This window comes from Devosia sp. FKR38, assembly GCF_005222805.1.
Taxonomy (GTDB): Bacteria; Pseudomonadota; Alphaproteobacteria; order Rhizobiales; family Devosiaceae; genus Devosia.
The window spans coordinates 821,722-845,994 of sequence record NZ_STGC01000005.1 but is presented as its reverse complement, the minus strand read 5'-3'; the positions used below and the strand labels follow the sequence as shown (position 1 = coordinate 845,994).

Below are 24,273 nucleotides of genomic sequence, written 5' to 3'. Positions count from 1 at the left end.
GCATTGCACTGGCCGCGCGGCGAGATAGCGTCGAAACCACGGCTTGCACCCGGTTTCGGCCCGGGGCAATTGACACGATGGTTCTGTTCCGAAGTCAATACGGAATGATCATTCCAAATGTCGCAGCACCCGTTCGTTGCAGGGCCGCGACAGGCCATCAGGCTTCGCGGGCACGCTCGAGGATGCGTTTGCACTCGAGCAGCTCGCGCAGCACATCGGACAGCTTGTCGCGCGACTCCCGATCGAGCGCCGGGCTGCTGAGCATCACGGCGTCTTCGATCTCGGCCTCGTCGCCGGCGGCCTCGGCCTGTTCGATCAGCGGCAGGATGTCTTCGAGCGGCTTGCCCTCGCCCACCGCGATCACATAGCGGCTGCCCTGATCCTTGAGGATGCGCTGCACGCCCTTGATGGTGAAGCCCTGATCATAGAGCAGATGGCGGATGCCGCGCAGCAGCAGCACATCGTCGGGACGATAGTAGCGCCGCCCACCACCGCGCTTGAGCGGCTTGATGGTGCTGAAACGGGTCTCCCAGAAGCGCAGGACATGCTGAGGCAGGTCCAGCTCTTCAGCCGCTTCAGAGATTGTCCGGAAGGCGTCTGGCGACTTGTCCACGAAGGCTGAGACTCGCTGGATGGCTTATTTCCCAGCACCAACCATAGATTTGTTGATCTTGGACTTCAACACGTTGGACGGTTTGAACACAAGAACCTGCCGGGGCAGGATGGGCACTTCCTCGCCCGTCTTGGGGTTGCGACCGATACGCTCATTCTTGGAGCGCACCTGGAAGGACCCAAATGAGGACAGCTTGACATTGGAGCCCGCGATCAGCGCATCGCCGATCAGTTCGAGCACTCGTTCGACCAGTTCCGCGGACTCCGTTCGAGACAGGCCCACCGAACCATAGACAGCTTCTGCGAGATCAGCGCGTGTTACCGTTTTTTGCGTCATTCAAAACCCCGTTTCGCCCGAATGGTTGTCTCCCGTTGTCCGATACCCCGGTTGGGCCATGGCAAGATGGTCACAACCAAGCCTGGGGCGGCAATGTATCAAACCGCAGGATTATGTCCGTTCAGTCGGCGTAGTTCGACCCGCATCTATAGTTTGTGAGGCCGATCCAACACCGCATCCTCCACCCAAGGAAGACACTAACGCCTTGAAACGCCTCAGGTCAATCGCGGCTGATCACGCTCACCAGCGAATGAGGGAGGCGCCCCAGGTGAAGCCGCCGCCCATGGCTTCGAGCATGACCAGGTCACCCTTTTTGATCCGCCCGTCGGCCACGGCGGCGCTGAGCGCCAGCGGCACAGAGGCAGCGGAGGTGTTGGCGTGAATATCCACCGTCATGATCACCTTCTCGGGCGGCAGGCCGAGCTTGGCACCTGCCCCTTCGATGATGCGCTTGTTGGCCTGATGCGGCACGAACCAGTCGAGGTCCGCGACGGTATAGCCGGCCTTCTCAAGCGTGGCGTAGACCACGTCGGTGATCTTGCCCACCGCATGGCGGAAGACTTCGGGACCCTGCATATGCACATGACCCGTGGTGCCGGTGGTGGAGGGGCCACCATCGACATAGAGCTTTTCCCAATGGTGACCGTCCGAGCGCAAGGCCGAGGCCAGCACGCCCTGTTCGGGGGCGTCGTCGTCGAGCTCGATCTTTTCGAGCACCACTGCGCCAGCACCATCACCGAACAGCACGCAGGTGGTGCGGTCGTTCCAGTCCAGCAGGCGCGAGAAGGTTTCGGCGCCAATGACCAGCGCACGGGTCGCCAGGCCATTCTTGATATAGCTGTCGGCCGTTGCGACGGCATAGACAAAGCCCGAGCACACCGCCTGCAGATCAAAGGCCATGCCATGGTGCATGCCCAGCTTCATCTGCACCAGCGTCGCTGCTGCCGGAAAGGTATAGTCCGGCGTGGTGGTGGCAACCACGATCAGGTCGATATCGTCGGGCGTGACGCCAGCGGCAGCCATGGCGCGCTTGGCAGCCTCGACTGCCAGATCGGAGGTGAACTGCCCCTCGGCCGCAATATGGCGCTCCTTGATGCCGACCCGTTGCTGGATCCACTCATCGGAAGTGTCGACCATGGTGGCCAGTTCAGCGTTGGTGAGCACCCGTTCAGGCAGGTAGCCGCCGACACCGCGGATAATGGTACGCGTCTTGGTCACGCCGGTTTTGCCTCGGGTTCTGAGTCAGGGGCGGCTTGTACCGCCTTGATGGGAAAGCGCTTCATGGTCTCGCCGATCTTGTCGATCAGCCGGCTGCGGGCCATTTCATAGGCCAGGCTCAGCGCACTCTTGTAGCCGATCTCGTCGGTGCCGCCATGGGATTTGATGACAATGCCGTTGAGCCCCATGAACACGCCGCCGTTAAGGGTACGCGGATCCATGCGGCGGCGTAGCGCATTGAGCGCCGACATGGCAAACAGCGCGCCGATGCGGCTCATCAAGCTCGATTTGAGCGCGCTGCGCAGATAGTTGGCCACCTGTCGAGCGGTGCCTTCGGCGGTCTTGAGCGCGATATTGCCGACAAAGCCTTCGGTCACCACCACGTCGACGGTGCCCTTGCCGATGTCATCGCCTTCAACAAAGCCGTGATAGGTGAAGCCGGCGCCGCTGGCCTCGGTGAGGATGCGCCCGGCTTCCTTGATCGATTCCAGGCCTTTGACCTCTTCTGTGCCGACATTGAGCAGACCCACGGTGGGGGACTGGTCGTCGAACAGACACCGCGCCAGGGCGGAGCCGAGGATGGCGTAGTCGACCAGCTGCTGGGCGTCGGCGCCGATGGTGGCACCCATGTCGAGCACAACGATATCGCTGCGCAGGGTCGGCCAGATCGCGGCAATGCCGGGCCGCGAAATGCCCTCCATGGGGCGCAGGCAGAAGGTGGCCATGGCCATCAGCGCGCCGGTATTGCCGCCCGAAATGGCCACGTCGGCCTCGCCGTCCTTGACGGCCTGGATGGCCATCCACATTGAGGAGGTGCCGCGGCCCTTGCGCAGAGCCTGGCTGGGCTTTTCATCCATGGCGATGACGACGTCGCAGTGTCGCACGCTGGAGGCAGCCTTGAGGGCCGGATAATCCTCGATCAGCGGGGCGATATCGTCCTGGCGGCCATGGAAGATGAACCGGGCATTCTTGCGCTCTTTGAGCAGCAGATAGGCGCCATGGATGACAGCGCGCGGTGCGTTGTCACCGCCCATGGCATCCACTGAAAGTGTTATTGTATCGGTCATTTCCGCCCGTTTTCGGCCTGCTCGGCAGGCATGCGAACATATCTCATCGGCGAGTCGGTGCAAGCCCTGCGCCCCAAACTAGGGCTTGGTGTCACTGTTCTTCTTCAGTTTGTTGAGTGCAGCGAAGGACCCGGACTCGGCCGGCCCGAGATCAACGCCCAAAGTGTCCAGACTCTCGCCCGGCAGGCGCGGATAGGGATCGATAGCCAGCGACAGCGTCTCGACCAAAAGGGCACTGAGATCAACTTCGGACCCGTCGATATGGTCTGGGAAATCATCGTCCTCGAGATCGATAAAAACCTCCGAGCCGGGCGTGGGCACATGGCCGGTCTGCTCGGGCAGGAAGATACGGTCGACCGGTTCGTCGATGTCCTGGGCCACCGGCTCGAAGGAGACCACCGACGGCTGCACGATGCGCGCGACCAGTCGCCCCTGGGCGCGGATGCCGCCACGGAACGGCACGACGATCAGCTCGGCCGCAAAGCGCTCGACGGCCGAGAGCTGGAGTTCGGTGGCCAGGGTCGCCAAGGTCTCGGCATCGAGATTGACCGACAGGCTACGACCTGCCGACGGCAGGCGGTCGATGCGCACTATGGCGTCGAACAGGGGCTGGTCTGCGCTCATGCGGCGTCCTCGAAGTGAATGGTTCCGGCGATGAGCGCCTCGGCCGGCTGGCCGGCGAGCGCGCGATCCTGCTTCATCATATAGTCCGCCAGGGCCGCGACATGCGGGCCGCGGGCATCGTCATAGACGTTGCGCGACAATACGCCCTCAAGGGCCAGCGGGTCCTGCGCATCCATAGCCGCATTGATGGCAGCAAGCAGGCCGAAGAAAAGATTGCCCATCTTCTGGATCTTTTTGGGCACACCCAGATCGCCCACGCCCATTTCGCGCAGCGACCGGTCCATGTCCTTGAAGAACAGATCGAACACCGCCTGGCTGAAGTCCTTGCCGGGACCGGCGTCGGCGCGCAGGCGCCGGAACAGCAGCGCCATATGCAGGCTGATCATGTCAAAACGTCCGGTGACGGTGTCGGGCACCAGCCAGTCGGCGTAGAAGCGAGGTTGCCGGGATTGCGCCACAATAGCGTTATAGATCGCGTAGACGGGCGCAGGGTCGGATTTCTTGCGGAACAGGCTCAGGATCATGGGATTGCGTTCCGCTTTGTGATTGGCCTACCGGGGCAAAACCGCTAACCGGATCAATGCCAGCTTGCCAGAGGGACACCTTGGCAGCTACACATTCCGGCGGTTGAAGCGTCGCCGCCATATAGCCGTGCCTATAGTCGAGAGCCATCGGGAAAGTCAAATTCATGCACCTGCGCACCGTTTCCGGTTCCATCGCGCCCCTCGCCGCCCTTGCCCTGATGACGCTGGCCCTGACGGCCTGCACCAGCAGCACGGCGCTGGTGACCTCGCGCACGCAGGGTTATGAGATTTCCGACAGCGCCCAGGCGCAGATCCGCTCCGGCCAGAGCCAGCAGTTGGTCCAGCTGGTGCTCGGTTCGCCGCAGTCGACCAATGCCTTTGGTGACCAGACGGCCTGGTACTATATCCAGACCAAGGTGCGCCAGACCGCGTTCGGCATGACGATGATCGATTCGCGCACCGTGCTTGCCGTCTATTTCGACAAGAACAAGAAGGTGATCGACAAGGCTGTCTATTCGCTCAAGGACGGCAAGTCGGTGACCATCGAGACGCGCCGCACCCAGTCGTTCGGCGAAGACCGCACATTCATCGACCAGATCCTGCAGTCCTTCTAGGACCAGCCCGCATTGCAAAGACAAAAGCCCCGGGTGACCGGGGCTTCTTTGCATTTGGCGCTTTGAGTGTCGGTGGCCAGTCGATCAGATCGACTTGGTCAGGTCCGAGCCGGCTTCGCGAGCAATGGCGTCGAGCGTGGCATTGACCAGGCCACTGGCGTCATCCTCGTAGAAGGCCTTGGCGACATCGACATATTCGGTGATGACGACGCGCGGCGGAATATCCTTGCGGCGCAGCAGCTCGAACGCGGCAGCGCGCAGGATGGCGCGCAGCGTGGCGTCAACGCGTTCCACCGGCCAGCCGTCAGAAAGGGCGCGATCGACTGCCGGATCGATCGCCAACTGGTGCTTGGTGACGCCGGTGACGATCTGGCGGAAGAAGTCGGCATCAGCCGGGAGATATTGCTCGCCCTCGATCTCGCGACCGAGATGGAAGCTGCCAAACTGGGCCAGCGTGTCCTCCAGCGTCGCGCGGCCAATATCCATCTGGTAGAGCGCCTGAACCGCGGCAAGCCGGGCGGCGCCGCGCTGGTTTGCAGGACGATCCACCTGTGGATCACGCTTGGGGGCATCAGCCATTCAATGTCACTCTGTTGGTTCCGGGCCGTGGCGCCGGGCGGCAAGGGCCAACCCCATAGTCGCCCCCGTCGTGAACTTCAATACAATAGGCGTGGCAGGCGCTATGCGGAGCGCCGATAGATGGTGATTTTTGCGCCGTCACCGCCCTGTTCGCGCTCCGGCATCAGGTCGGCCGCCAGCAGCAGGTCGGCGATGCGCCCGTCGGGCGTTGCCGGCGGACCACCCTGCCCGGCCTGGTCGAGGGTCACAAGGCTCACCGCATCGACAAGCTCGGCCTCCAGCATGGCGGCCAGCAGTTTCGGGCCGGGCTCGAGCTGAACAGAGCGGGCGCCGCGCTTGGCGAGGGCCGCCAGGGCTGCGGTCAGGTCCGGACGCCCAGTCTTGCCGGCGACGCGGATAACTTCGACCGAGACCGGCGCATCCACCGGCGTATTGGTCTCTGCAATCACCGCCGTGCGATGGCCAGTGAAGCCGCCAATCAGGCTCATGCGCCGGTCAACGCCGCTGGCGCCGGCCAGGACGACACGCAGGGGCGTCCGCGTCTCCAGTCCCGATCGGGCAATCGCCGGCACAGCGGGCCTTGTGCGGGCGCCAGCAGCGCCCATGACGATGGCGTCGGCGTGGGCGCGTTCGAGGTCGAGCCAGTCCCGTGCAGCGCCCGAGGCCGGATCGAGAAGCGTATCGTCGCGCGCGACGACCAGCACTGCCGTGACAAAGGGGCGCTGGGTCGCGTGGTGGCGGGTCTGGCCGGCATGCAGCTGTGCCGAGGGCGCATGATGGGCAAAGACCACCTCGACACCGGCCGACTCCAGCCTGGCCTCGGCGACACCGCGCTGCTCGGGATCGGGATTGGCCATGCCAATGACTACACGCATCACGCCGGAGCGCACGATGGCGTCAACGCAGGGCGGCGAGCGGCCCCAACTGGCGCAGGGTTCCAGCGTGACATAGAGCGTGGCTCCGGCCGCGTCGAAGCCGGCCTGATCGAGCGCCACGGCCTCGGCATGCGGGTGGCCGCCACGCGCGGTGACGGCCCGGGCAACCAGCGCATTGTCCATTGGGTTGACGACCAGCGCGGCAGCGGCGGGATTGTCCGCCGTGGTGCCGCGTACCTGAGTGGCCAGACGCACGGCGGCATCGAGCCAGCGCAGGTCCGCTGGGGTGGCGGCGGTCAATCCTCTTCCCGCAGGACGCCCTGCCCTTCGGCCAGTTCCGCCAGGAAATTGCGGAAGTCATCGGCGGCGGAGAAATTCTTGTAGACCGAGGCGAAGCGCACGAAGGCCACGTCATCTAGGCCCTTGAGGCCATCCATGACGAATTCGCCGATTTGGTCTGAGGTGACTTCGACATCGCCAAGGCTTTCGAGCTGGCGGACGATGCCGGAGATCATGCGTTCGATGCGGTCGGTTTCCACCGCGCGCTTGCGCAGCGCGGTATAGACCGAGCGGGCGAGTTTTTCGCGATCAAAGGGCACCTTGCGGCCGCTCTTTTTGACCACGGTGAGGTCGCGCAACTGCACCCGCTCGAAGGTTGTGAAGCGGCCGCCGCATCCATTACAGACGCGACGGCGGCGAATGGCGCCCGAATCCTCGGTCGGCCGGCTGTCCTTGACCTGCGTATCGTCGTTGCCGCAATAGGGACAGCGCATGATGGACCTTACTGACCGTAGATGGGGAAGCGGTCGGTGAGCGCCTTGACCTTGGCGCGGACCTGGGCCTCGACGGCGCCATTGTTGTCCTCGCCATTGGCCTTGAGGCCATCGAGCACTTCGATGATCAGTTCACCGATTAGCTTGAACTCGGCCTCGCCGAAACCGCGCGACGTGCCGGCCGGTGTGCCCAGGCGAACGCCCGAGGTGATGGCCGGCTTTTCCGGGTCGAACGGCACCGCATTCTTGTTGCAGGTGATGTGCGCCCGCTCCAGCGCCGCCTCGGTCGCCTTGCCGGTCAGGCCCTTGGGGCGCAGATCGACGAGCATGAGGTGGTTGTCGGTTCCGCCGGTGACGATATCGACGCCGCCCTTGACCAGGGTCTCGGCCAGCACTTTGGCATTGGCCACGACCTGGGCTGCATAGGCCTTGAACTCGGGCTGCAGCGCTTCCTTGAATGCGACGGCCTTGCCGGCGATGACATGCATCAGCGGGCCGCCCTGGATGCCTGGGAAGATGGCCGAGTTGATCTTTTTGGCGATGGCTTCGTCATTGGTCAGGATCAGACCGCCGCGCGGGCCGCGCAGGGTCTTGTGCGTGGTGGTGGTGGCCACATGGGCATGCGGGAACGGGCTGGGATACTGCCCGCCGGCCACAAGGCCAGCGACATGCGCCATATCCACGAAGAGGATGGCGCCGACTTCATCGGCGATGGCGCGGAATTCGGCCCAGTCAAGCACGCGGGAATAGGCAGAGAAACCGGCCACGATCATCTTGGGCTGGTGTTCGCGGGCCAGGGTGCGGACCTGTTCCATATCGACCAGACCGTCCTGCTTGCGCACGCCATACTGGATGGCATTGAACCACTTGCCGGACTGGTTCGGCTTGGCGCCATGGGTCAGGTGACCGCCGGCGTCCAGCGACATGCCCAGAATGGTGTCACCGGGCTGGATCAGCGCCTGATAGACGCCCTGGTTGGCCTGAGAGCCGGAATTGGGCTGCACATTGGCATATTCGACGCCGAACAGCTGCTTGGCGCGCTCGATGGCCAGCGTCTCGGCGACGTCAACATATTGGCAGCCGCCATAGTAGCGACGGCCCGGATAGCCCTCGGCATACTTATTGGTGAGCACGGAGCCCTGGGCCTCGAGCACCGCCTTGGAGACGATGTTCTCGGAGGCGATCAGTTCGATCTCGCCCTGCTGGCGATCCAGCTCATTGCCAATGGCCGTGGCCAGCTCCGGATCGGTGTCGGCAATCGAATTGGTGAAGAAATTGGGGAACAGCGAGGGGGCTGTGGTGGCGCTCATGGGACAAGAACCTCGCAAGGGGCGAAACAGATTGGCGTGCTGGTGGCTTTATCACGCCACGAAGCGCGATTCCAAGGCCGGGACGGGTGGGATAATAGCATGGGGGCTCCCCTGTTGAACAAATGGGTGCCCAGGCGAGCGGCTCTACAAGGTTCGCGTTCCCCGATGGTTACCCATCTCTTCTCGCCAGTCGCGCGAACGCGGCATTTATGGCGCAGAATGCCGCGCAGCGAAAGGGAAAAAACGCGGCGCTGTTCAGGCAAACTTGCCGGGGTTGGTGGGCGGCGTTGGGGGCGCCTCAGCCAGTTTGCGGCGCAGCTTGGCCAGCGCCAGCTGCTGCATCTGGATGCGCGTCGCGACCAGGGGAGCGATGACAATCACCTCGGTGCCGGAATCGGCATCGATGGCGGCCACGCGCATCTGCCGGCCGACCTGTGCAAATTCGAAATAGACCTCGCCCTGCCCCATGGTGGCAGTCTAGCAGGATTCTGTGGCGCGCCAAACAGCGACGCCCTCCACATGGGAGGGCGTCGGGAGACTTTTGGCAAACAGGAGATCAGGCCGTTTCGAAGCTGACCTTGCCCTGCTCATCGAACTTATAGACGTCGTCACGGAAGCTGACGGTGCCCTGGCGATTGGCCCAGGCGGTGATGTAGGTGGTGTGCAGCGGCACCCGGGCCTTGCACTCCACATCCAGGCGCTGGTTGGACTCGAAAGTCGCGTCGACCTTGGCCTGGTCCCAGTCGCCATTGTCGCGCAGCAGCCAGTTGACCAGCGTGTTGACGCCCTCGACGCGCACGCAACCGGAGGAATGGAAGCGCGCATTCTCGTCGAACAGCGCCTTGGCCGGCGTGTCGTGCAGATAGCAGTCATAGGGGTTGAAGAAGTTGATCTTGCAGTGCCCCATGGAATTGGCGGCGCCGGGCTCCTGGCGATACATGTAGTTGATCGCATTGCCCAGATTGTTCCAGTCGATGCTGGCCGGCGAGATCTCGTTGCCGCTGCCGTCATAGATATGGATGTTCTGCTTGGCCAGATATTCCGGATCCTCTTTCATGTACTTGGTCAGATCGCGCTCGATCAGCGACTTGGGCACATGCCAATAGGGGTTGAAGTTGATCTGGGTAACCTTGGAGGCCATGATCGGGGTGGCGCGATCAACGCGACCAACCACGGCGGTGTGGCGCTGCTCGACCATGCCGTCGTTGACGGCCTCGATGGTGGCGGCCGGAATATTGACCACGACATAGCGCGGGTTGAGATTGGCGGCCATGCTCTGAACGCGGGTATAGTTCAGATAGAGCTGCTGCAGGCGCTGCTGGGCGGGCACGGCCATGGCATACCAGGTGGCCTCGTCAACCTGGCCGGTGATAACCAGACCATGCCGGGCCTGGAACTTGCGCACGCCAGCGTCGGTCGCCGCATCGACGATGTCGCTGACGTTCTGCACCATTTCCATGTCGCCCGAGGAAATCAGGCGGCGCTTGAGCGGAATGACGCCGCGGCCGGTCTGGCCGAGCTGCAGGCGGAAGGCTTCCTGCGGGATCTCTTCCCAGCCGCCGGCGGCCACGAAGGGCTCGTACTGGGAAATGGCCATCTGCAAATTATAGACAGTGTCAAACGACAGAATGGGCTCGTTGGTGGCAATCAGCGCCTCGGCGGCTGTGGTGTTGCCGCCCTTGTCGGCGTCGCGCAAGACGCGATTGCGCTCGAACAAATCGAACGTGGAGTCGCTTTCCTGCGCCCGCAGGACCGCCGGCATCGCCAGGGAGGCCCCTGCGATCGCGGAATAGCGAAGAAGAGAACGTCGATTAAGCCGCATTGATTCACCCGAAATGTCTGGCCGCCAGAACAGTTGGATTAATTACCATCGCCACGCACCGGTCACAACGCAGTCAAGCGCATGTGAACCAGTCCACAGCAAAGTCGATGTCTAATCTGGTAATGGTTTCCAAGCCCGTAATGGCACCGTTTGCCGGCGATTTGGGGCGAAAATGCGAACGCCGACCCTGGCGGGCCGGCGTTTCGGAGACAGTGTGGCACTGCCGCAACAGTGGGGTCGCCGCGCGCCCTAGAGCTTGTAGAGGATCTGGTCGACCCAGAAGCGTTCGAGGCGGGCGAGAGCCTTGTTCAGGCCATCGAATTCATCATCGCCCAGGCCGCCGACCTTGTCGATCGACTTGAGGTGGCGATCATAGAGCTCGTCGATCACCTCGGCCACTTCCTCGCCCTTGGGGGTCAGCTTGATGCGGACCGAACGGCGATCGGAACGCGAGCGCTCCTGGAAGATATAGCCGGTCTGGACCAGCTTCTTGAGATTGTACGAGACGTTGGAACCCAGGTAGTAGCCACGCGAGCGCAGCTCCCCGGCGGTCAGTTCGGCATCGCCGATGTTGAACATCAGCAGGGCCTGTACCGGATTGATGTCGTCCCAGCCCATGCGGTCGAACTCATCCTTGATGAGATCGAGCAGGCGGCGATGCAGACGCTCAACCCGGGAAACAGCTTCCAGATAAAGCGGCTTCAAGCTCTGGGTGCCTTCCGGGGCCACGGCCTCGGCTGCGTTGGATTTGAATGCCATTTAAGCCTCACTGTCTTTAAGTCTGTGCGATTTTTCGCATCTCATGAGCCTAAAATACGGCGACCATTCTAAGATCGCCCTAAGCAGCGTGATTAAAAGCATCTTACTGGAATGCAATGAGAATTTGGCTTTATGCTTCGTTACACCAGTAGAGAAAATTGTAACCTTACGCGGGTGTGAACGCCACCAAAGCGTAACAAAAGCCTGACCGGCAAGGATGAGTCAGTCGCCGGCGTGGGCGCGGCGCTGGCGCTGCCGGAGCACGAAGATGATGATGATCGAGACCAGCAGAACCAGGCGCAGGGCAAAGCCCACGGCCGACATGGCAACGTCGGTGCTGCCGGCCAGATAGAGCGCCAATTCGATGCCGGTAGCGCCCAGCAAGAGCACAGCGCCCCAACTCGCCTTGATCCACAGGCCTACGGCCGCGAACAGCCGCGCCAGCGCGAAAATGGCCAGATAGACAAAACCGGTCATGCCCATGGCCGTCAGCGGACTGGTGGCGCCCAGATTGACGCCCAGCAGGCGCGCAGCGTCGCTCAGGCCCAGCATCAGGCTGAGGATGGCGATGATGCGGATATAGATGCCGATGGCGGGTGCTGTCAGTTCCATGGCGGTTTTGTACCTGCATGGCGGGGATGCGACAAGCCGGAGCTTGGAGTGCCGCACGGGCGCTGCTAAACCGCTGGCAACACGGAGACGATGATGAGCGAGCCCTGGACCAAGCACGATATGGACTTTCTGGGCGGGCGCCGCCTGCGCCGCACGCGCCGCGCCGGCTGGAGCCGCGCCATGGTGCGCGAGACGGTCCTGACGCCGGCCGACCTGATCTGGCCGCTGTTCGTCATCGAGGGCCATAATGAGAAGACGCAGATCCGCACCATGCCGGGCGTCGAGCGGCTGAGCATTGACCTGTGCGTCGAAGCAGCCCGCGCGGCACGCGATGCCGGCATTCCGGCGCTGGCGCTGTTTCCCAATACGCCGGACCATCTGCGCAGCGAGAACGGGGCCGAGGCATATAATCCGGACAATCTGATGTGCCGGGCGCTGAGTGCCATCAAGAGCGCCGTGCCTGAGATCGGGCTGATCGCCGATGTGGCGCTGGATGAATACTCCAGCGACGGCCAGGACGGACTGGTGCGCGACGGCGAAATTCTCAACGACGAGACGGTCGAGGTGATGATCAAATCGGCGCTGGCGCAGTCGCGCGCCGGGGCTGACATCATCGCCCCCTCCGACATGATGGACGGGCGCGTGGCCGCCATTCGCACGGCGCTGGATGACACTGGCTTCGAGCAGACACAGATCATGGCCTATGCGGCCAAATATGCGTCCTTCTATTACGGCCCCTTCCGCGAAGCGGTGGGGACCGGCAGCCGCCTCAAGGGCGACAAGCGCACCTATCAGATGGATTATGCCAATTCCGATGAGGCGCTGCGCGAAATCGAGCAGGATATTGCCGAGGGCGCCGACAGCATCATGGTCAAGCCGGGCATGCCCTATCTCGACATCGTCCGTCGCGCGAAAGACAATTTCAACATTCCCATCTACGCCTACCAGGTGAGCGGGGAATACGCGATGATCGAGTTCGCGGCGGCGGCCGGCGCCATCAACCGCCAAGGCGCGATCCTGGAAAGCCTTTATGCCTTCAAGCGGGCCGGCGCCAATGGCGTGCTGACCTATTTCGCGCTGGAAGTGGCGCGGGAGCTGGGGCGCTAGGCCACATTTTTGTAACCGACCTCTTGCACCCGGGCCTGGTCGTGACAATTTCTTGGGCATGGACCAGACCCAGACTGACATCCCTGCCCTGCCCGACCCGCAAACGGCGCCCGAGCTGTTCGAGGGCCTGCTGACGCGGCGCGTCTTTGCCTTCGTGATCGACGTCATCGTGATGAGCATGATGATCGTGGCGTTCTCGCTGGTGGGGCTGATTGCCGGCTTTCTGACCTTCGGGTTGGGCTGGCTGGCGCTGACCGTGGTCGTGCCGGCGAGTATCGTGCTCTATTATGCCGCCACGCTGGGTTCGCCGCGCCGGGCCACGCTGGGCATGCAGGCCATGGATATCGTGCTGACGCCGACGCGCGGGCAGCCGCTTGATGGCTGGATGGCCTTCATCCATGCGGGCGTGTTCTGGATCACCACCTGGATTTCCTGGCCGGTGTCGCTGCTGTTCGCGCTGTTCACGCCGCGCCGGCAGATGATCCATGACCTGATCACCGGCACGCTGATGCTGCGTCGCTCGCCCATGGTGCGGCATTGGAATGCACAGTCCGCGCAGCACCGCAGCGCTTTTTGAGCAATTGCGGCGGCTGGCCGGCAGGCGTACAATGGCCCGGCAGCAGCCAAGGGTCCTTGATGACCGACCAATCGCCTGAGACGACGCAACTCTTTCTGACGGCCTCGATGCCCTGTCCCTACCTGCCCGGGCGGCAGGAGCGGAAGCTTTTCACGCATCTCACCGGGCGCCGCGCGTCGACCCTGCACCATTTGCTGAGCGAGAACGGCTTTCGCCGCAGTCAGAACCTGATCTATCGCCCGGCCTGTGAGGGCTGCAATGCCTGCCAGTCGGTGCGGATCGTGGCCAATGATTTCGTGCCCTCCAAGCGCTTCCGCCGCGTGCTGCGCAACAATGACGATCTGAGCATCGAAGTGCGGCCCACTGCGGCGACTGAAGAGCAATATGCGCTGTTCAAACGCTACCTCGACTCGCGCCACGCCGGCGGCGGCATGACGCAGATGAGCATGATAGACTATGAATATATGGTCGAGGATACGCCGGTGCAGTCCGTGCTGGTGGAGTACCGGCTGCAGCACCATCCCGGCCAGCCGCTGGTGGCCGTGGCGCTGACCGATGTGATGCAGGATGGGCTGTCGATGGTCTATTCCTTCTACGACCCCGACCTGGCCCATCGGAGCCTGGGCACGTTTCTCATTCTCGACCATATCGAGCAGGTTCGTTCGGCGGACCTCGACTATGTCTATCTCGGCTATTGGGTGAAGGATTCGCCCAAGATGGCCTACAAGGCCGAATACCGGCCCCTGGAAGTGCAGCGCGGCCCGCTCGGCTGGTGCCCGCTCTAGGGCGCGCCGCACGGCTGCGACGGACGCCTCAGTTCATCTCGAGATCAAAGACAATCAGGCCATCGACGCCGCCTTCGAGCGCGGCGACAAGGCGCGCGCCGGCGGCCTGGTGGGCGGGATCGACCAGATAGCGGTCGCGCGCGGCGGCGTCGGCCAGGTCCATGATGAAGCCGTCGTTGAAGCCCTTGGACACGCCCTCGGGCGAGACATTGGCGCCGAAATCGGCGCGCAACAGGCCGTCGATCTGGCCCACCAGATCCCCGAGCTGGGCATAGATGCCGGCGCGTTCTTCAGCGGAGACGTCGGCACGGAACTTCACAAAGACGCAGTGGCGGATCATCCGACAAACCTGTTGTTGCGGGGGAAGCCATTGGGGGGCTGGCGGCCGGCGGTGGCGCGATCGGCCAGCCAGTCGGTCAATTCCTCAGTGGGCTTGGTATAGGTGCGGCCCGAACTATCGGTCCAGGTCAGGCCATCGGCGGCATAGAAGGTTTTGAGATCGGAAATCTCGCCATCCTTGTAGCGCTGCAGGCGCACGCCCTTACCGCGGCTCATTTCGGCCAGCTGGGTCAGCGGGAAGACCAGCAGCTTGCGGTTCTGGCCGATGACGGCGACCCGGTCGCCCTGTACTGGGACCAAGAGGCGCGCTTCGTCGGGGGCAGTGACATTGAGGATCTGCTTGCCCTTGCGGGTATTGGCGATCATCTCGTCTTCGCTGACGATGAAGCCATAGCCATTGGACGAGGCAATGATGCGCTTCTGGCCGGGGCGGTAGATGAAGAGATCGACAATGTCCTGTCCCTCTTCCATGTCGACCATGATGCGCACCGGTTCGCCCTGCCCGCGGCCGCCGGGCAGCTTGTCCCCGCCCAGGGTATAGACCTTGCCGCCGGTGGTGAGCATCAGCAGCTTGTCAGTGGTCTCGCATTTGAGCGTCAGCTTGAGCCGGTCGCCGGCCTTGAAGCCCTTGTCATCATTGACGTCGATGGCATGGCCTTTGGGGGCGCGGATCCAGCCCTTTTCGGAGAGGATGATGGTGATGGGCTCGCGCTCGATAAAGGCCTCGGTGACCTCGGAGAGATCGGCATCGGGGGCGGCCTTGAGCTCGGTCCGGCGGCTGCCCAGGGCATGGCGGGTGACGCCATCGGCCTCAAACAGCGGATAGGCCTTTTTGAGCGCCTCGATCTGGGTGCTGATGACGCCCCACTGGCGCTTTTCGGAGGCGAGGAGCGCATCGAGATGGCCCTTCTCGTCGGTGAGGGTCTCGTGCTCCTTGCGCAGTTCCATTTCCTCGAGCTTGCGCAAAGAACGCAGGCGCATGTTGAGAATGGCTTCAGCCTGCACGTCATTGAGCTCGAAGGTGGCCATGAGGCTCGCCTTGGCATCATCCTCCTCGCGGATGATGCGGATCACCTCGTCGAGGTTGAGATAGGCAATGATATAGCCGGCCAGCACGTCTAGGCGATGGGCGATCTGTTCGAGGCGGTGGCGCGAGCGGCGGACCAGCACTTCCTTGCGGTGTTCGAGCCAAGCCTTGAGCACTTGCGGCAGGCCCATGACCTTGGGCACCGCGCCCTTGTCCAGCACGTTCATGTTGAGCGGGAAGCGGGTTTCAAGGTCGCTGACCTTGAACATCTGTTCCATCAGGATGACGGGATCGACGGTGCGGGCGCGCGGCTCGAGCACGAGGCGGATATCGTCCGAGCTTTCGTCGCGCACGTCCTTGAGCAGCGGCAGCTTTTTGGCCAGCAGCAGTTCGGCGATCTTTTCGACCAGGCGCGACTTCTGGATGCCATAGGGAATTTCGGTGACGACGATGAGATAGACGCCGCGGCCGGTTTCCTCGATCTCCCATTTGGCGCGCAGGCGGAAGGAGCCGCGGCCGGTCTCATAGGACTGGGCGATGGAGGATGGCGATTCCACCAGAATGCCGCCGGTGGGGAAGTCGGGGCCCTTGACGTATTGCGTCAGGTCATGGGCGGTCGCCTGCGGATTGACGTTGATCAGGTGCAGGGCCGCGTCGCACAGCTCGGAGACATTGTGCGGCGGGATGGAAGTGGCCATGCCCACGGCAATGCCGGTGGAGCCATTGGCCAGCAGATTGGGGAAGTTGGACGGGAGCACGACGGGCTCTTCGTCTTCCCCGTCATAGGTGGGCTTGAAGTCGATGGCATCCTCGGCGATGCCATCGAGCAGGCGCATGGCCACATCGGTCATGCGGCTTTCGGTGTAACGCATGGCGGCAGCGTTATCGCCGTCGATATTGCCGAAATTGCCCTGGCCATCGACCAGGGGGTAGCGCAGGGCAAAATCCTGCGCCAGGCGGACCAGGGCGTCATAGATCGACTGGTCGCCATGGGGATGGAACTTACCGATGACGTCGCCGACGATGCGGGCGGATTTCTTGTAGCCTTGGCCCGGATCGAGCTTGAGCAGGCGCATGGCGTGGATGATGCGGCGGTGCACGGGCTTGAGCCCGTCGCGAGCATCGGGCAGCGCGCGCTGGGTGATGGTGGACAGGGCATAGGAGAGGTACCGTTCCTCAAGCGCCTGCTTGAGATCGACGACGCGCTGGTCGTCGGCAGGCGGCAAGGTATCGCTGTCGGCCATCGGCGGGCATTCCAAAGAGAACGAATCAGGAAATCAGTATAGCCGCTGGGGATCGCTTGCGGGCGGAGTCAGTTGGTTTTGCACGGGTTTGGGCGTGTCAAAGCGCCGCCTGCGGTGCGGTTTTCATGCGCTGGACGGACCCCGGGGCGGATTTCGCCTCTGGTGAATTCTTGAAGTGAGACGACAACCGCCCCGGAGCGCCGGTTTTTGGAGCCGAACGAGCGGCAGAGGTCGCTCGCCCCTACACTGGCAACTCGCCCGCAAACCTGTGGAGAAGGCGTTCCCCACCCGGCTCACCCCACCACTGTTCGCCTGCAGGCCGCCCGTGCGGGGTGATGGGGTCAGTGTGGCACAGGATTTTGGGGGTGGGGAGAAGGGGGATAAGCCGCGATATCGGGGCTCCCTGTCACCCCTCCCAACCTCCCCTGAAGGGGGAGGGGCCGCTCCGAGGGTGGAGAGGCAAAGGGCACAAGCCCAAACACTGGTCGGACCTCTCAGCGCCGAACGTCACCCTCGGGCTTGACCCGAGGGGCCTTCACTTGACCATCGCTCCGCCAGTGCAGAGCCCTCGGGTCAAGCCCGAGGGTGACGCGCGGTCGGTGAGGTGAAACCGTGCCCCGACACACACGGTGTCATCCCCGCGTAAGCGGGGACCCATCCTGAGATAGCGCCACAGCCGCAAGGTGGACTGTCCGGACCACCTCGCGGCAGGCCCACAATCTCAGGATGGGCCCCGGCTCAAGGCCGGGGTGACACCGTGGGTGGGGAGGGCTTTGCGGTCGTTCTGAGGGGCGGCGTGCTTCGGTCGGTGCCCGCCCGCCTCACTCCTCGCGGCTTAAAACCTCGCTCAGGATTTCGCGGGTCGGCGATGGCTGGAGTTGCCGTGGGCCCCAGACCTGGGTGTCGAGGAAATGACTGGTCAGGCGCAGGGCGTCGGCGATGTCGTGGGGGCTGGCGTTGCCGCGGGCGGTGAGGAAGCTGGGGAGCGGCAGCAGGCGGTCGAGATAGGGCGCGGCGGCAGCGCGGGAGACGGCGCGGCCCGATTTGGGCGAGACATGGGTGAGATCGTCGGTGACGCCGGTGACGGCGCATTGGGTGAGGTCGAGGCCGTAGCCGAGATCGTCCAGCAGCGCCAGCTCGAAGCGGGCCAGGGCGACGCCGTCGGGCGGGCTGTCGATCAGGCGCAGGGCCATGCCGAGCAGGCGATCATGCGGATCGCGCTCGGGCAAGAGGCGCAGGTGTTCGCAGACCAATTGGCTGAGATAGAGCCGCGTGCGATCCTCGATCAGGGCGGCGGCGCGGGCCTCTAGGAGTTCGACGGTGAACATGCCCAACTGGTCTTCAAGGCGGGCGCGCCAGGTGAGCTGGATGGTATTGCCCGGCTGCAGCACGGGCGAGAGCCGCCGTGTCCGTCCGCCACGCACCAGGCCCAAGTGACGCCCCCTGCCCGCCACCATGGCCTCGGCAATCACGCTGGATTCGCCGTGACGCCGGACGCCGATCAGCAGGGCTTCACCGGTCCATTCCATGGCATCAGACCTGTTGCGGCGGGACCGGGTGGCGGCTGGACATCAGTCCTTGCCATGCGGGTATTCCAGCCCCATTTCGCGGTAGCGCTCAGGGTCGTCGCCCCATTTCTCGCGCACCTTGACGAACAGGAACAGGTGGATGGGGACTTCATACATCTCCATCAGCTCCTTGCGGGCTTCCTGGCCGATGGTCTTGATGGTCTGGCCGCCGGCGCCGAGCACGATCTTCTTGTGGCTGTCGCGGGTGACATACACCACCTGGTCGATCTTGTAGGAGCCATCCTTCTGGATCTTGAAGCTCTCGGTTTCGACGGTGCAATTGTAGGGGATCTCGTCATGCACGCGCAGGAAGAGCTTTTCGCGCGTGATCTCGGCGGCGGTGATGGCCATGGTGAGATCGGTGAGGTGATCCTCTGGGAAATGCCAGGGCCCGGGCGGGATGTGCTTGACGCACCAATCCATCAGATCGCCGACGCCATGGCCCTTGAGGGCGGAAATCATGAAAGTGGCTTCAAAGCGCAGGCGCTCATTGAGCGTCTGGCTGAGGGCCAGCAGCGCCTCGTTCTTGATTGTGTCGATCTTGTTCAGGATCAGGATGCGCGGATGATTGATATTGGCCAGGCCCTCGAGGAGCTTGTCGATATCGGGCGTGATGCCGCGCTCGGCGTCGATGATGAAGCCGACGATATCGGCATCGCCTGCCCCGCCCCAGGCGCTATCGACCATGGCGCGATCGAGCCGGCGCTTGGGGGCAAAAATGCCGGGGGTGTCGATGAAGACCACCTGAGCCTTGTCGGTGGTGACCACGCCGCGCACCTGGCTGCGGGTGGTCTGCGCCTTGTGGGTGACGATGGACACCTTGGTGCCGACCAGGGAATTGAGCAGCGTCGACTTGCCGGCATTGGGCGCGCCGACCAGGGCAATGAAGCCACAGGATGTATCGGTCGGCTGGGTGAGATCGATCGGTGTCGTTTCGGTCATGGGGTTCCTGTCAAAGGGCGGGCCACACCTTCTGGGAGATCAGGAACAGTTCGGCGGCCTTGTGTTCGGCGATCTTTTTGGACGGGCCGGTGGCGCTCAACGGTTCGAAATCACCCAGGGTGACGGCGATGGTAAAATTGGGGGCGTGGTCAGGCCCGGTGCGTTCGATCTGGGTATAGGTGGGGGGCTCGAGGCCGCGGGCCTGGGCCCATTCCTGCAGCGTGGTCTTGGCGTCGGCCTTGTTGGCCTGGCCGTCGGCGAGGAATTCCTCGAACATGCGCTCGACGAAGTCATAGGCCTTGCCCATGCCGCCGTCGCAATAGATGGCGCCGATGACCGCTTCGGTGACGTCGCCGAGAATGGCTTCCTTTTCGGCGCCGCCGGTGCGGGCTTCGCTTTCGCCCAGGATCATTTCGGACCCCAGATTGAGCGTGCGGGCGATGATGGCGCAGGTTTCCTTGCGCACCAGGGTATTGAGCGTGCGGCTCAGCTCGCCTTCATTGGCCTTGGGATAGCGGCGATAGAGCATGTCCGCGACGACCAGGCCGAGCACCCGGTCACCCAGGAACTCCAGCCGCTGATAGGAGCGCTCGATGCGCTTGGCCGGGGAGACGGCGCTGGAATGGGTGAGCGCACGATTGAGCAGGTCCGGGTCGGCGAAGCGATAGCCCAGTCGGAACTGCAGTTTTTCGTGATCGCGCGCGCCTCGACTCATCTGTCGATCGTCTGGAACATGCGGTCCCACCGCACATTGGCCGGCCACTGCCAGATCTGCCAGGGCGGAATATTGTCCTTGATGGAGAAGAAGCGGGCCTCGGCCTTGGCGATCAGGTTGATGGCCGGGACATAGCCGACCTGGCTGAGCACGCGGCTATCGGCCGAGCGGTCGCGGTTGTCGCCCATCATGAAATAATGGCCGGCGGGCACCACATATTCGGAGGTGTCGTCGAGCGGGCCGGCGTCGGAGATTTCCTGGATGGTGTGGACAGTGCCCTCGGGGAAGGTCTCGCGATAGACGGTGACGTCGACGGTGCGGCCTTCGCTATCGGTATCCTGGGCCTTACCGATCTCTTCGCGCTCGACCATGGTGCCGTTGATATAGAGGCGCCCGGCCTTCATCTGGATGGTGTCGCCCGGCAGGCCGACGACGCGCTTGATGTACTCGATATTCTGCGGCACGGGGCGGAACACGGCGATGTCGCCGCGATTGGGCTCACGGCCGAAGATGCGGTTGGCGATGGGCAGCTCGAAATCGAGCGCGGTGAAATCGCCATAGCGGCCCAGCGAGAAGGAATGCTTGCCGTAACCCCAGACAAACTTGTTGGCGACGAAATAGTCGCCGATCATCAGGGTCTGCTGCATGGAGGCGGTGGGGATGGAAAACGGCTGGTAGAGAAAGGAGCGCAGCACAATGGCGATGAGCAGGGCTTCGACCACCACGACGATGGTATCGAGCCACTCGCTGGTCGCAGACTTGGGTGCAGGCTTGTCAGCAGGCTGGCTCATGAAATTCCCCGAAATGCTAGCGACGCAGGGTTAGTCCGTTGCGGTCGCCGGGTCAATTGCGTTGCCCGGCGGGCAAAATGGAAAAGGCTAGATGGTTTGTGGCGCCGCGTCGGGCAGCGCCTCGATGATGACGAAGGCCTGGGCCAGGCCCGCATCGTCGGTGATGGTGAGGTGGATGTGGGGCGTGTGGCCGGGCGGCACAAGACGCGCCAGGGCCTTGGCGGCGCCATTGGTCAGCACCATGGTGGGCTTGCCCGAGGGCAGATTGACCACGCCCATGTCGCGCCAATAGACGCCCAAGGAAATGCCGGTGCCCAGGGCCTTCGAACAGGCCTCCTTGGCGGCGAAGCGCTTGGCATAGGAGGCGGCGCGCTGGGCGCGGCGGTCGGACTTGCGGCGCTCGATCTCGGTGAAGCAGCGCTGGGTGAAGCGCTCGCCGTATTTTTCCAGCGTCTGCTCGACGCGATGGATCTGGATGAGGTCCGAGCCCAGGCCGAGGATCACTTGACCCCCTGAATGCCACGGCTGCCGGGCTTGATGGCGGGAATGGCGGCCAGTTCGGGCGGCAGCTGGTCGGCGGGATAGGCGGGAACCTTGAATTCGATGAGGCTCACCAGCGGCACGCCGACATCGGCCTCGCCGCCCGAGCGATCGATCAGGCAGGCGGCGGCCACGACATTGGCGCCGATACGGCGCAGGGCCTCGACGCATTCGCGGATGGAGAGGCCTGTCGAGACAATGTCCTCGACGACAATGACCTGATCGTCCGGGCTGATCTCAAAGCCGCGGCGCAGCTCGAACTGGCCCTCGACGCGTTCGGTATAGAGCGCCGGCAGGCCAAGGTGGCGCGCGGTCTCATAGCCGGGGATGATGCCGCCGATGGCGGGCGAGACGACCTTGGTCACGCCGCCGAAGCCGTCAGCACGGATCTTGTCGGCCAGGGCGCGGCAGAGCTTTTCGGTCTGGGCGGGATACTGGAAGACCTTGGCCTTCTGCAGGAACACCGGCGAGCGCAGGCCCGACGACAGGATGAAATGGCCTTCCAGCATGGCCCCGCAGGCGCGGAAAATGTCGAGGACCTCATCTTTGTTCATCGCTAAACCTCTTGTCGATCTTGCCGTCCCATTCGAGCGTCGAAATCATCGAGGCTTCGCGGATGCCGGCGCGCTGCACGGCGCTCAGGCCCGGACTACGCTTGAGCGTTGCCAGAACATCGGTGAGTTGCGCAAGGTCACGCACCTCGATTTCAAAGATCATCTGGTGAAAGTCGGGCGAAATCATCCGCATCACCAGATTGTTGATGTTGGCGTCGCAGGCAGCGATGGCCGAGGAGATCTGGGCCAGCGAACCGGGCTTGTTGACCGATTCCATGGAAATGACGGTGGGATAGAGCCGGTCTTCCCGCCCGTTGAGGTTCCAGCGCACATCGACCCAAGCGACATCGCTGTCGTGCAAGTCGATCAGCGCATCGGAATGGATGGGATAGACCAGCATGGGGCTGTCGGGCTGCAGAATGCCGACCAGACGATCGCCGGGGACGACGCCCTCCCCTGAGACGGCCACGGGCATGTGGAAATCGAGCTGGGCGAGCGCTGTCTTGGCCCGTGGACCCGAGCGCTGGCCGCCGGGCACGCGGAAGCGGTAGAGGTCGGTCGAGCGCAGGGCGAACCAGCCGTCGGCGGTGTCGGCCACGGGCAGGTCGAGCTTGCGGCGGCGCTTGTTGAGCCCCTTGATGCGTGCCAGTTCGGTGGTCAGCGCCTCGGCGCTGATCTTGCCCTCGCCCACGGCGACCAAGAGGTCACGCCGATTGGCCGAGCCCAGGGCTTCGGCCAGGGCCAGGGCCTCGCTGTCGTCCAGCATGACGCCTTCGCGCTCGAGCAGCATGTTGATGACATGCTCGCCCAGGGCCAGGGTGCGCTGGGCGGCGGCATTGCGCACGGCACGGCGAATGGCGGCGCGGGCCTTGCCGGTGGCGGCAATGCCCAGCCAGTTCATGGGCGGCAGATGGTTCTGGTCGCGGATGATCTCGACTTCGTCGCCGCTGCGCAGCTGGGTGACCAGCGGCAGGATGGCGCCGTTGATCTTGGCGCCCACCGTGGTGTCGCCAATGTCGGTGTGCAGCGCATAGGCGAAATCGATGGGCGTGGCGCCGCGCGGCAGGGCAATCAGGCGCCCGCGCGGGGTGAAGCAGAACACCTGATCCTGAAACAGCTCGAGCTTGGTGTATTCCAGGAAATCCTCGGTGGAGGAATTGCCGGTGGTCAGGTGCGCAATGGTGGAGCGCAGCGAGCCATAGGCCTGGGATTCGTTCTCGATGCGGCTGAGATCAGCCGAAGCGCCGTCCTTATAGAGCGCATGGGCGGCAATGCCGAATTCGGCCACCCGATCCATCTCTTCGGTGCGGATCTGCAGCTCGGCGCGCTGGCGACCGGGGCCGACGATGGTGGTGTGGATGGACTGATAGTCATTGTGCTTGGGGACCGAGATATAGTCCTTGAAGCGTCCGGGCACGACCTTCCACTTGGTGTGGACCACGCCCAGCGTGCGATAGCACTCGGCCAGTGAGCCGACGATGACGCGGAAGCCGATCATGTCGGAGAGCTGTTCGAGGGCAATCGACTTGCGCTCGATCTTGTTGAAGATCGAGAAGGGCGACTTCACCCGCGCCTTGACGCGGGCGGCTATGCCCTCGGTCGCCAGGCGCTCGGTGAGTTCGCTGGATATGGTGGCAATGGTCTCGTGATAGGTGACCTGCATCTCGTCGAGCCGGGCGACGATGGCATTGTAGTGCTCGGGCTGCAGGATGCGGAAGGAAATGTCCTCCAGCTCATTGCGCATATCCTGCATGCCCATGCGGCCGGCGAGCGGTGCATAGATGTCCATGGTTTCCTGGGCAATACGGGTGCGCTTTTCGGGCGGCATATATTGCAGGGTGCGCATGTTGTGGAGGCGATCGGCCAGCTTGACCAAGAGCACGCGCACGTCCTGGCTGATGGCCAAGAGCAGCTTGCGCAGGTTTTCGGCCTGGGCCTCCTCGCGGGACACCAGGTTGAGGCGCTCGATCTTGGTCAGGCCATCGACAATGGCGCCGATCTCGGCGCCGAACAGCTGATCGATCTCGGCGCGGGTGGCGTCGGTGTCCTCGATGGTGTCGTGCAGCAGGCCCACGGCAATGGAGGCGTCATCGAGCTTGAGCTCGGTGAGAATGGCCGCCACTTCGAGGGGGTGGTTGAAATAGGGGTCGCCGGAGGCGCGCTTCTGCGAGCCATGCTTCTGCATGGCGTAGACATAGGCCTTGTTCAACAACTGCTCGTCGACGTTCGGGTTGTAAGCCTGAACGCGTTCGACCAGCTCATACTGACGCATCATGGAAGTGTCGCCGCTCGCTCTAAGTTTTTAGCTTAGCGCATTGAAAGAAAATGGGAAGGGTCGGGGATGGAGGAAGTGACGCC

27 protein-coding genes and 1 riboswitch are annotated in these 24,273 nt (G+C 63.4%); of the genes, 4 read left to right on the top strand and 23 right to left on the bottom strand.

Annotation, left to right across the window (positions count from 1 at the left end; genetic code table 11):
* Nucleotides 1-157: 157 nt before the first annotated feature.
* The 6 genes from E8M79_RS09130 to E8M79_RS09105 form a co-directional block, all read right to left on the bottom strand.
* Nucleotides 158-613, bottom strand: coding sequence for a MerR family transcriptional regulator (locus E8M79_RS09130; protein ID WP_137151610.1), 456 nt, complete (start codon nt 611-613; stop codon nt 158-160).
* Between the two features lie 24 nt (nt 614-637).
* Nucleotides 638-949 (bottom strand): integration host factor subunit alpha, encoded by a 312-nt coding sequence (locus E8M79_RS09125; RefSeq protein ID WP_137151609.1) that lies wholly within the window; start codon nt 947-949, stop codon nt 638-640.
* A gap of 240 nt (nt 950-1,189) precedes the next feature.
* The gene (locus E8M79_RS09120; RefSeq protein WP_137151608.1) at nt 1,190-2,167 is read right to left on the bottom strand and encodes a beta-ketoacyl-ACP synthase III; all 978 of its coding nucleotides are present in this window, start codon (nt 2,165-2,167) and stop codon (nt 1,190-1,192) included.
* Entirely contained in the window at nt 2,164-3,234 is a 1,071-nt protein-coding gene (gene plsX / locus E8M79_RS09115; protein WP_137151607.1) for a phosphate acyltransferase PlsX, read from the bottom strand. The genes E8M79_RS09120 and plsX overlap by 4 nt, the downstream gene beginning before the upstream one ends.
* 78 nt (nt 3,235-3,312) lie before the next feature.
* Entirely contained in the window at nt 3,313-3,858 is a 546-nt protein-coding gene (locus tag E8M79_RS09110) for a DUF177 domain-containing protein (RefSeq protein WP_137151606.1), read from the bottom strand.
* Nucleotides 3,855-4,382, bottom strand: a complete 528-nt coding sequence (locus E8M79_RS09105; RefSeq protein WP_137151605.1) for a ubiquinol-cytochrome C chaperone family protein — start codon at nt 4,380-4,382, stop codon at nt 3,855-3,857. The genes E8M79_RS09110 and E8M79_RS09105 overlap by 4 nt, the downstream gene beginning before the upstream one ends.
* A 164-nt stretch (nt 4,383-4,546) precedes the next feature.
* On the opposite strand from E8M79_RS09105, the gene bamE reads away from it, so the two are divergent.
* Complete coding sequence (bamE, locus tag E8M79_RS09100) at nt 4,547-4,996, top strand: outer membrane protein assembly factor BamE (protein WP_137151604.1); 450 nt, start codon at nt 4,547-4,549, stop codon at nt 4,994-4,996.
* Nucleotides 4,997-5,080: 84 nt separating this feature from the next.
* Here bamE and nusB read toward each other — a convergent pair whose 3' ends face one another.
* From nusB to E8M79_RS09060, 8 genes are all read right to left on the bottom strand, one after another.
* Nucleotides 5,081-5,575 carry a transcription antitermination factor NusB gene (gene nusB, locus E8M79_RS09095; RefSeq protein ID WP_137151603.1) on the bottom strand — a complete coding sequence of 165 codons (495 nt, stop codon included), beginning with the start codon at nt 5,573-5,575 and terminating at the stop codon, nt 5,081-5,083.
* Between the two features lie 101 nt (nt 5,576-5,676).
* Nucleotides 5,677-6,750, bottom strand: a complete 1,074-nt coding sequence (gene ribD / locus E8M79_RS09090) for a bifunctional diaminohydroxyphosphoribosylaminopyrimidine deaminase/5-amino-6-(5-phosphoribosylamino)uracil reductase RibD (RefSeq protein ID WP_137151602.1) — start codon at nt 6,748-6,750, stop codon at nt 5,677-5,679.
* Nucleotides 6,747-7,223, bottom strand: coding sequence for a transcriptional regulator NrdR (gene nrdR / locus E8M79_RS09085; protein ID WP_137151601.1), 477 nt, complete (start codon nt 7,221-7,223; stop codon nt 6,747-6,749). The genes ribD and nrdR overlap by 4 nt, the downstream gene beginning before the upstream one ends.
* A gap of 8 nt (nt 7,224-7,231) precedes the next feature.
* Nucleotides 7,232-8,533, bottom strand: a complete 1,302-nt coding sequence (glyA, locus tag E8M79_RS09080) for a serine hydroxymethyltransferase (RefSeq protein ID WP_137151600.1) — start codon at nt 8,531-8,533, stop codon at nt 7,232-7,234.
* Nucleotides 8,534-8,654: 121 nt separating this feature from the next.
* A riboswitch (ZMP/ZTP riboswitch) is annotated at nt 8,655-8,737 on the bottom strand.
* A gap of 51 nt (nt 8,738-8,788) precedes the next feature.
* Complete coding sequence (locus E8M79_RS09075; RefSeq protein WP_137151599.1) at nt 8,789-9,001, bottom strand: serine hydroxymethyltransferase; 213 nt, start codon at nt 8,999-9,001, stop codon at nt 8,789-8,791.
* Between the two features lie 88 nt (nt 9,002-9,089).
* A complete protein-coding gene (locus tag E8M79_RS09070; RefSeq protein WP_171015798.1) occupies nt 9,090-10,295 on the bottom strand; it encodes a L,D-transpeptidase family protein in 1,206 nt (401 codons plus the stop codon).
* A 309-nt stretch (nt 10,296-10,604) separates the two neighbouring features.
* On the bottom strand, nt 10,605-11,114 hold the full coding sequence (locus E8M79_RS09065; RefSeq protein WP_137151597.1) for a MarR family winged helix-turn-helix transcriptional regulator: 510 nt from the start codon (nt 11,112-11,114) through the stop codon (nt 10,605-10,607).
* 222 nt (nt 11,115-11,336) lie between these two features.
* Nucleotides 11,337-11,726: a DUF6163 family protein gene (locus E8M79_RS09060; protein WP_137151596.1), complete on the bottom strand. Its 390-nt coding sequence runs from the start codon at nt 11,724-11,726 to the stop codon at nt 11,337-11,339.
* A 90-nt stretch (nt 11,727-11,816) separates the two neighbouring features.
* On the opposite strand from E8M79_RS09060, the gene hemB reads away from it, so the two are divergent.
* Genes hemB through E8M79_RS09045 form a run of 3 tightly spaced genes read left to right on the top strand, consistent with a single transcriptional unit; the run spans nt 11,817 to nt 14,195 of the window.
* Nucleotides 11,817-12,833, top strand: coding sequence for a porphobilinogen synthase (hemB, locus tag E8M79_RS09055; protein ID WP_137151595.1), 1,017 nt, complete (start codon nt 11,817-11,819; stop codon nt 12,831-12,833).
* 58 nt (nt 12,834-12,891) lie between these two features.
* The gene (locus E8M79_RS09050; protein ID WP_137151594.1) at nt 12,892-13,410 is read left to right on the top strand and encodes an RDD family protein; all 519 of its coding nucleotides are present in this window, start codon (nt 12,892-12,894) and stop codon (nt 13,408-13,410) included.
* A 59-nt stretch (nt 13,411-13,469) separates the two neighbouring features.
* Entirely contained in the window at nt 13,470-14,195 is a 726-nt protein-coding gene (locus E8M79_RS09045) for an arginyltransferase (RefSeq protein ID WP_137151593.1), read from the top strand.
* A 28-nt stretch (nt 14,196-14,223) separates the two neighbouring features.
* Here E8M79_RS09045 and E8M79_RS09040 read toward each other — a convergent pair whose 3' ends face one another.
* The 9 genes from E8M79_RS09040 to E8M79_RS09000 form a co-directional block, all read right to left on the bottom strand.
* The gene (locus E8M79_RS09040; protein ID WP_137151592.1) at nt 14,224-14,535 is read right to left on the bottom strand and encodes a Dabb family protein; all 312 of its coding nucleotides are present in this window, start codon (nt 14,533-14,535) and stop codon (nt 14,224-14,226) included.
* The gene (parC, locus tag E8M79_RS09035) at nt 14,532-16,805 is read right to left on the bottom strand and encodes a DNA topoisomerase IV subunit A (protein ID WP_137151591.1); all 2,274 of its coding nucleotides are present in this window, start codon (nt 16,803-16,805) and stop codon (nt 14,532-14,534) included. The genes E8M79_RS09040 and parC overlap by 4 nt, the downstream gene beginning before the upstream one ends.
* An 821-nt stretch (nt 16,806-17,626) precedes the next feature.
* Complete coding sequence (gene recO / locus E8M79_RS09030; RefSeq protein WP_137151590.1) at nt 17,627-18,334, bottom strand: DNA repair protein RecO; 708 nt, start codon at nt 18,332-18,334, stop codon at nt 17,627-17,629.
* Between the two features lie 42 nt (nt 18,335-18,376).
* Nucleotides 18,377-19,315, bottom strand: coding sequence for a GTPase Era (gene era / locus E8M79_RS09025; protein ID WP_137151589.1), 939 nt, complete (start codon nt 19,313-19,315; stop codon nt 18,377-18,379).
* A 10-nt stretch (nt 19,316-19,325) separates the two neighbouring features.
* A complete protein-coding gene (gene rnc / locus E8M79_RS09020) occupies nt 19,326-20,030 on the bottom strand; it encodes a ribonuclease III (RefSeq protein WP_137151588.1) in 705 nt (234 codons plus the stop codon).
* Nucleotides 20,027-20,821, bottom strand: a complete 795-nt coding sequence (gene lepB, locus E8M79_RS09015) for a signal peptidase I (protein ID WP_137151587.1) — start codon at nt 20,819-20,821, stop codon at nt 20,027-20,029. Before lepB ends, rnc begins: the two co-directional genes overlap by 4 nt.
* A gap of 87 nt (nt 20,822-20,908) precedes the next feature.
* On the bottom strand, nt 20,909-21,325 hold the full coding sequence (acpS, locus tag E8M79_RS09010; protein WP_137151586.1) for a holo-ACP synthase: 417 nt from the start codon (nt 21,323-21,325) through the stop codon (nt 20,909-20,911).
* Nucleotides 21,322-21,915 carry an orotate phosphoribosyltransferase gene (gene pyrE, locus E8M79_RS09005; protein WP_137151585.1) on the bottom strand — a complete coding sequence of 198 codons (594 nt, stop codon included), beginning with the start codon at nt 21,913-21,915 and terminating at the stop codon, nt 21,322-21,324. The genes acpS and pyrE overlap by 4 nt, the downstream gene beginning before the upstream one ends.
* Complete coding sequence (locus tag E8M79_RS09000) at nt 21,902-24,190, bottom strand: bifunctional (p)ppGpp synthetase/guanosine-3',5'-bis(diphosphate) 3'-pyrophosphohydrolase (protein ID WP_137151584.1); 2,289 nt, start codon at nt 24,188-24,190, stop codon at nt 21,902-21,904. The genes pyrE and E8M79_RS09000 overlap by 14 nt, the downstream gene beginning before the upstream one ends.
* Between the last annotated feature and the right edge of the window lie 83 nt (nt 24,191-24,273).

Bases quoted from the DNA above. Each gene is read 5' to 3' on its own strand.
- E8M79_RS09125 (WP_137151609.1), bottom strand. From the start codon at position 949: ATGACGCAAAAAACGGTAACACGCGCTGATCTCGCAGAAGCTGTCTAT.
- plsX (WP_137151607.1), bottom strand. From the start codon at position 3,234: ATGACCGATACAATAACACTTTCAGTGGATGCCATGGGCGGTGACAAC.
- E8M79_RS09110 (WP_137151606.1), bottom strand. From the start codon at position 3,858: ATGAGCGCAGACCAGCCCCTGTTCGACGCCATAGTGCGCATCGACCGC.
- E8M79_RS09105 (WP_137151605.1), bottom strand. From the start codon at position 4,382: ATGATCCTGAGCCTGTTCCGCAAGAAATCCGACCCTGCGCCCGTCTAC.
- bamE (WP_137151604.1), top strand. From the start codon at position 4,547: ATGCACCTGCGCACCGTTTCCGGTTCCATCGCGCCCCTCGCCGCCCTT.
- nusB (WP_137151603.1), bottom strand. From the start codon at position 5,575: ATGGCTGATGCCCCCAAGCGTGATCCACAGGTGGATCGTCCTGCAAAC.
- nrdR (WP_137151601.1), bottom strand. From the start codon at position 7,223: ATGCGCTGTCCCTATTGCGGCAACGACGATACGCAGGTCAAGGACAGC.
- glyA (WP_137151600.1), bottom strand. From the start codon at position 8,533: ATGAGCGCCACCACAGCCCCCTCGCTGTTCCCCAATTTCTTCACCAAT.
- E8M79_RS09075 (WP_137151599.1), bottom strand. From the start codon at position 9,001: ATGGGGCAGGGCGAGGTCTATTTCGAATTTGCACAGGTCGGCCGGCAG.
- E8M79_RS09070 (WP_171015798.1), bottom strand. From the start codon at position 10,295: ATGCCGGCGGTCCTGCGGGCGCAGGAAAGCGACTCCACGTTCGATTTG.
- E8M79_RS09065 (WP_137151597.1), bottom strand. From the start codon at position 11,114: ATGGCATTCAAATCCAACGCAGCCGAGGCCGTGGCCCCGGAAGGCACC.
- E8M79_RS09060 (WP_137151596.1), bottom strand. From the start codon at position 11,726: ATGGAACTGACAGCACCCGCCATCGGCATCTATATCCGCATCATCGCC.
- hemB (WP_137151595.1), top strand. From the start codon at position 11,817: ATGATGAGCGAGCCCTGGACCAAGCACGATATGGACTTTCTGGGCGGG.
- E8M79_RS09050 (WP_137151594.1), top strand. From the start codon at position 12,892: ATGGACCAGACCCAGACTGACATCCCTGCCCTGCCCGACCCGCAAACG.
- E8M79_RS09045 (WP_137151593.1), top strand. From the start codon at position 13,470: ATGACCGACCAATCGCCTGAGACGACGCAACTCTTTCTGACGGCCTCG.
- E8M79_RS09040 (WP_137151592.1), bottom strand. From the start codon at position 14,535: ATGATCCGCCACTGCGTCTTTGTGAAGTTCCGTGCCGACGTCTCCGCT.
- parC (WP_137151591.1), bottom strand. From the start codon at position 16,805: ATGGCCGACAGCGATACCTTGCCGCCTGCCGACGACCAGCGCGTCGTC.
- recO (WP_137151590.1), bottom strand. From the start codon at position 18,334: ATGGAATGGACCGGTGAAGCCCTGCTGATCGGCGTCCGGCGTCACGGC.
- era (WP_137151589.1), bottom strand. From the start codon at position 19,315: ATGACCGAAACGACACCGATCGATCTCACCCAGCCGACCGATACATCC.
- rnc (WP_137151588.1), bottom strand. From the start codon at position 20,030: ATGAGTCGAGGCGCGCGCGATCACGAAAAACTGCAGTTCCGACTGGGC.
- lepB (WP_137151587.1), bottom strand. From the start codon at position 20,821: ATGAGCCAGCCTGCTGACAAGCCTGCACCCAAGTCTGCGACCAGCGAG.
- pyrE (WP_137151585.1), bottom strand. From the start codon at position 21,915: ATGAACAAAGATGAGGTCCTCGACATTTTCCGCGCCTGCGGGGCCATG.
- E8M79_RS09000 (WP_137151584.1), bottom strand. From the start codon at position 24,190: ATGATGCGTCAGTATGAGCTGGTCGAACGCGTTCAGGCTTACAACCCG.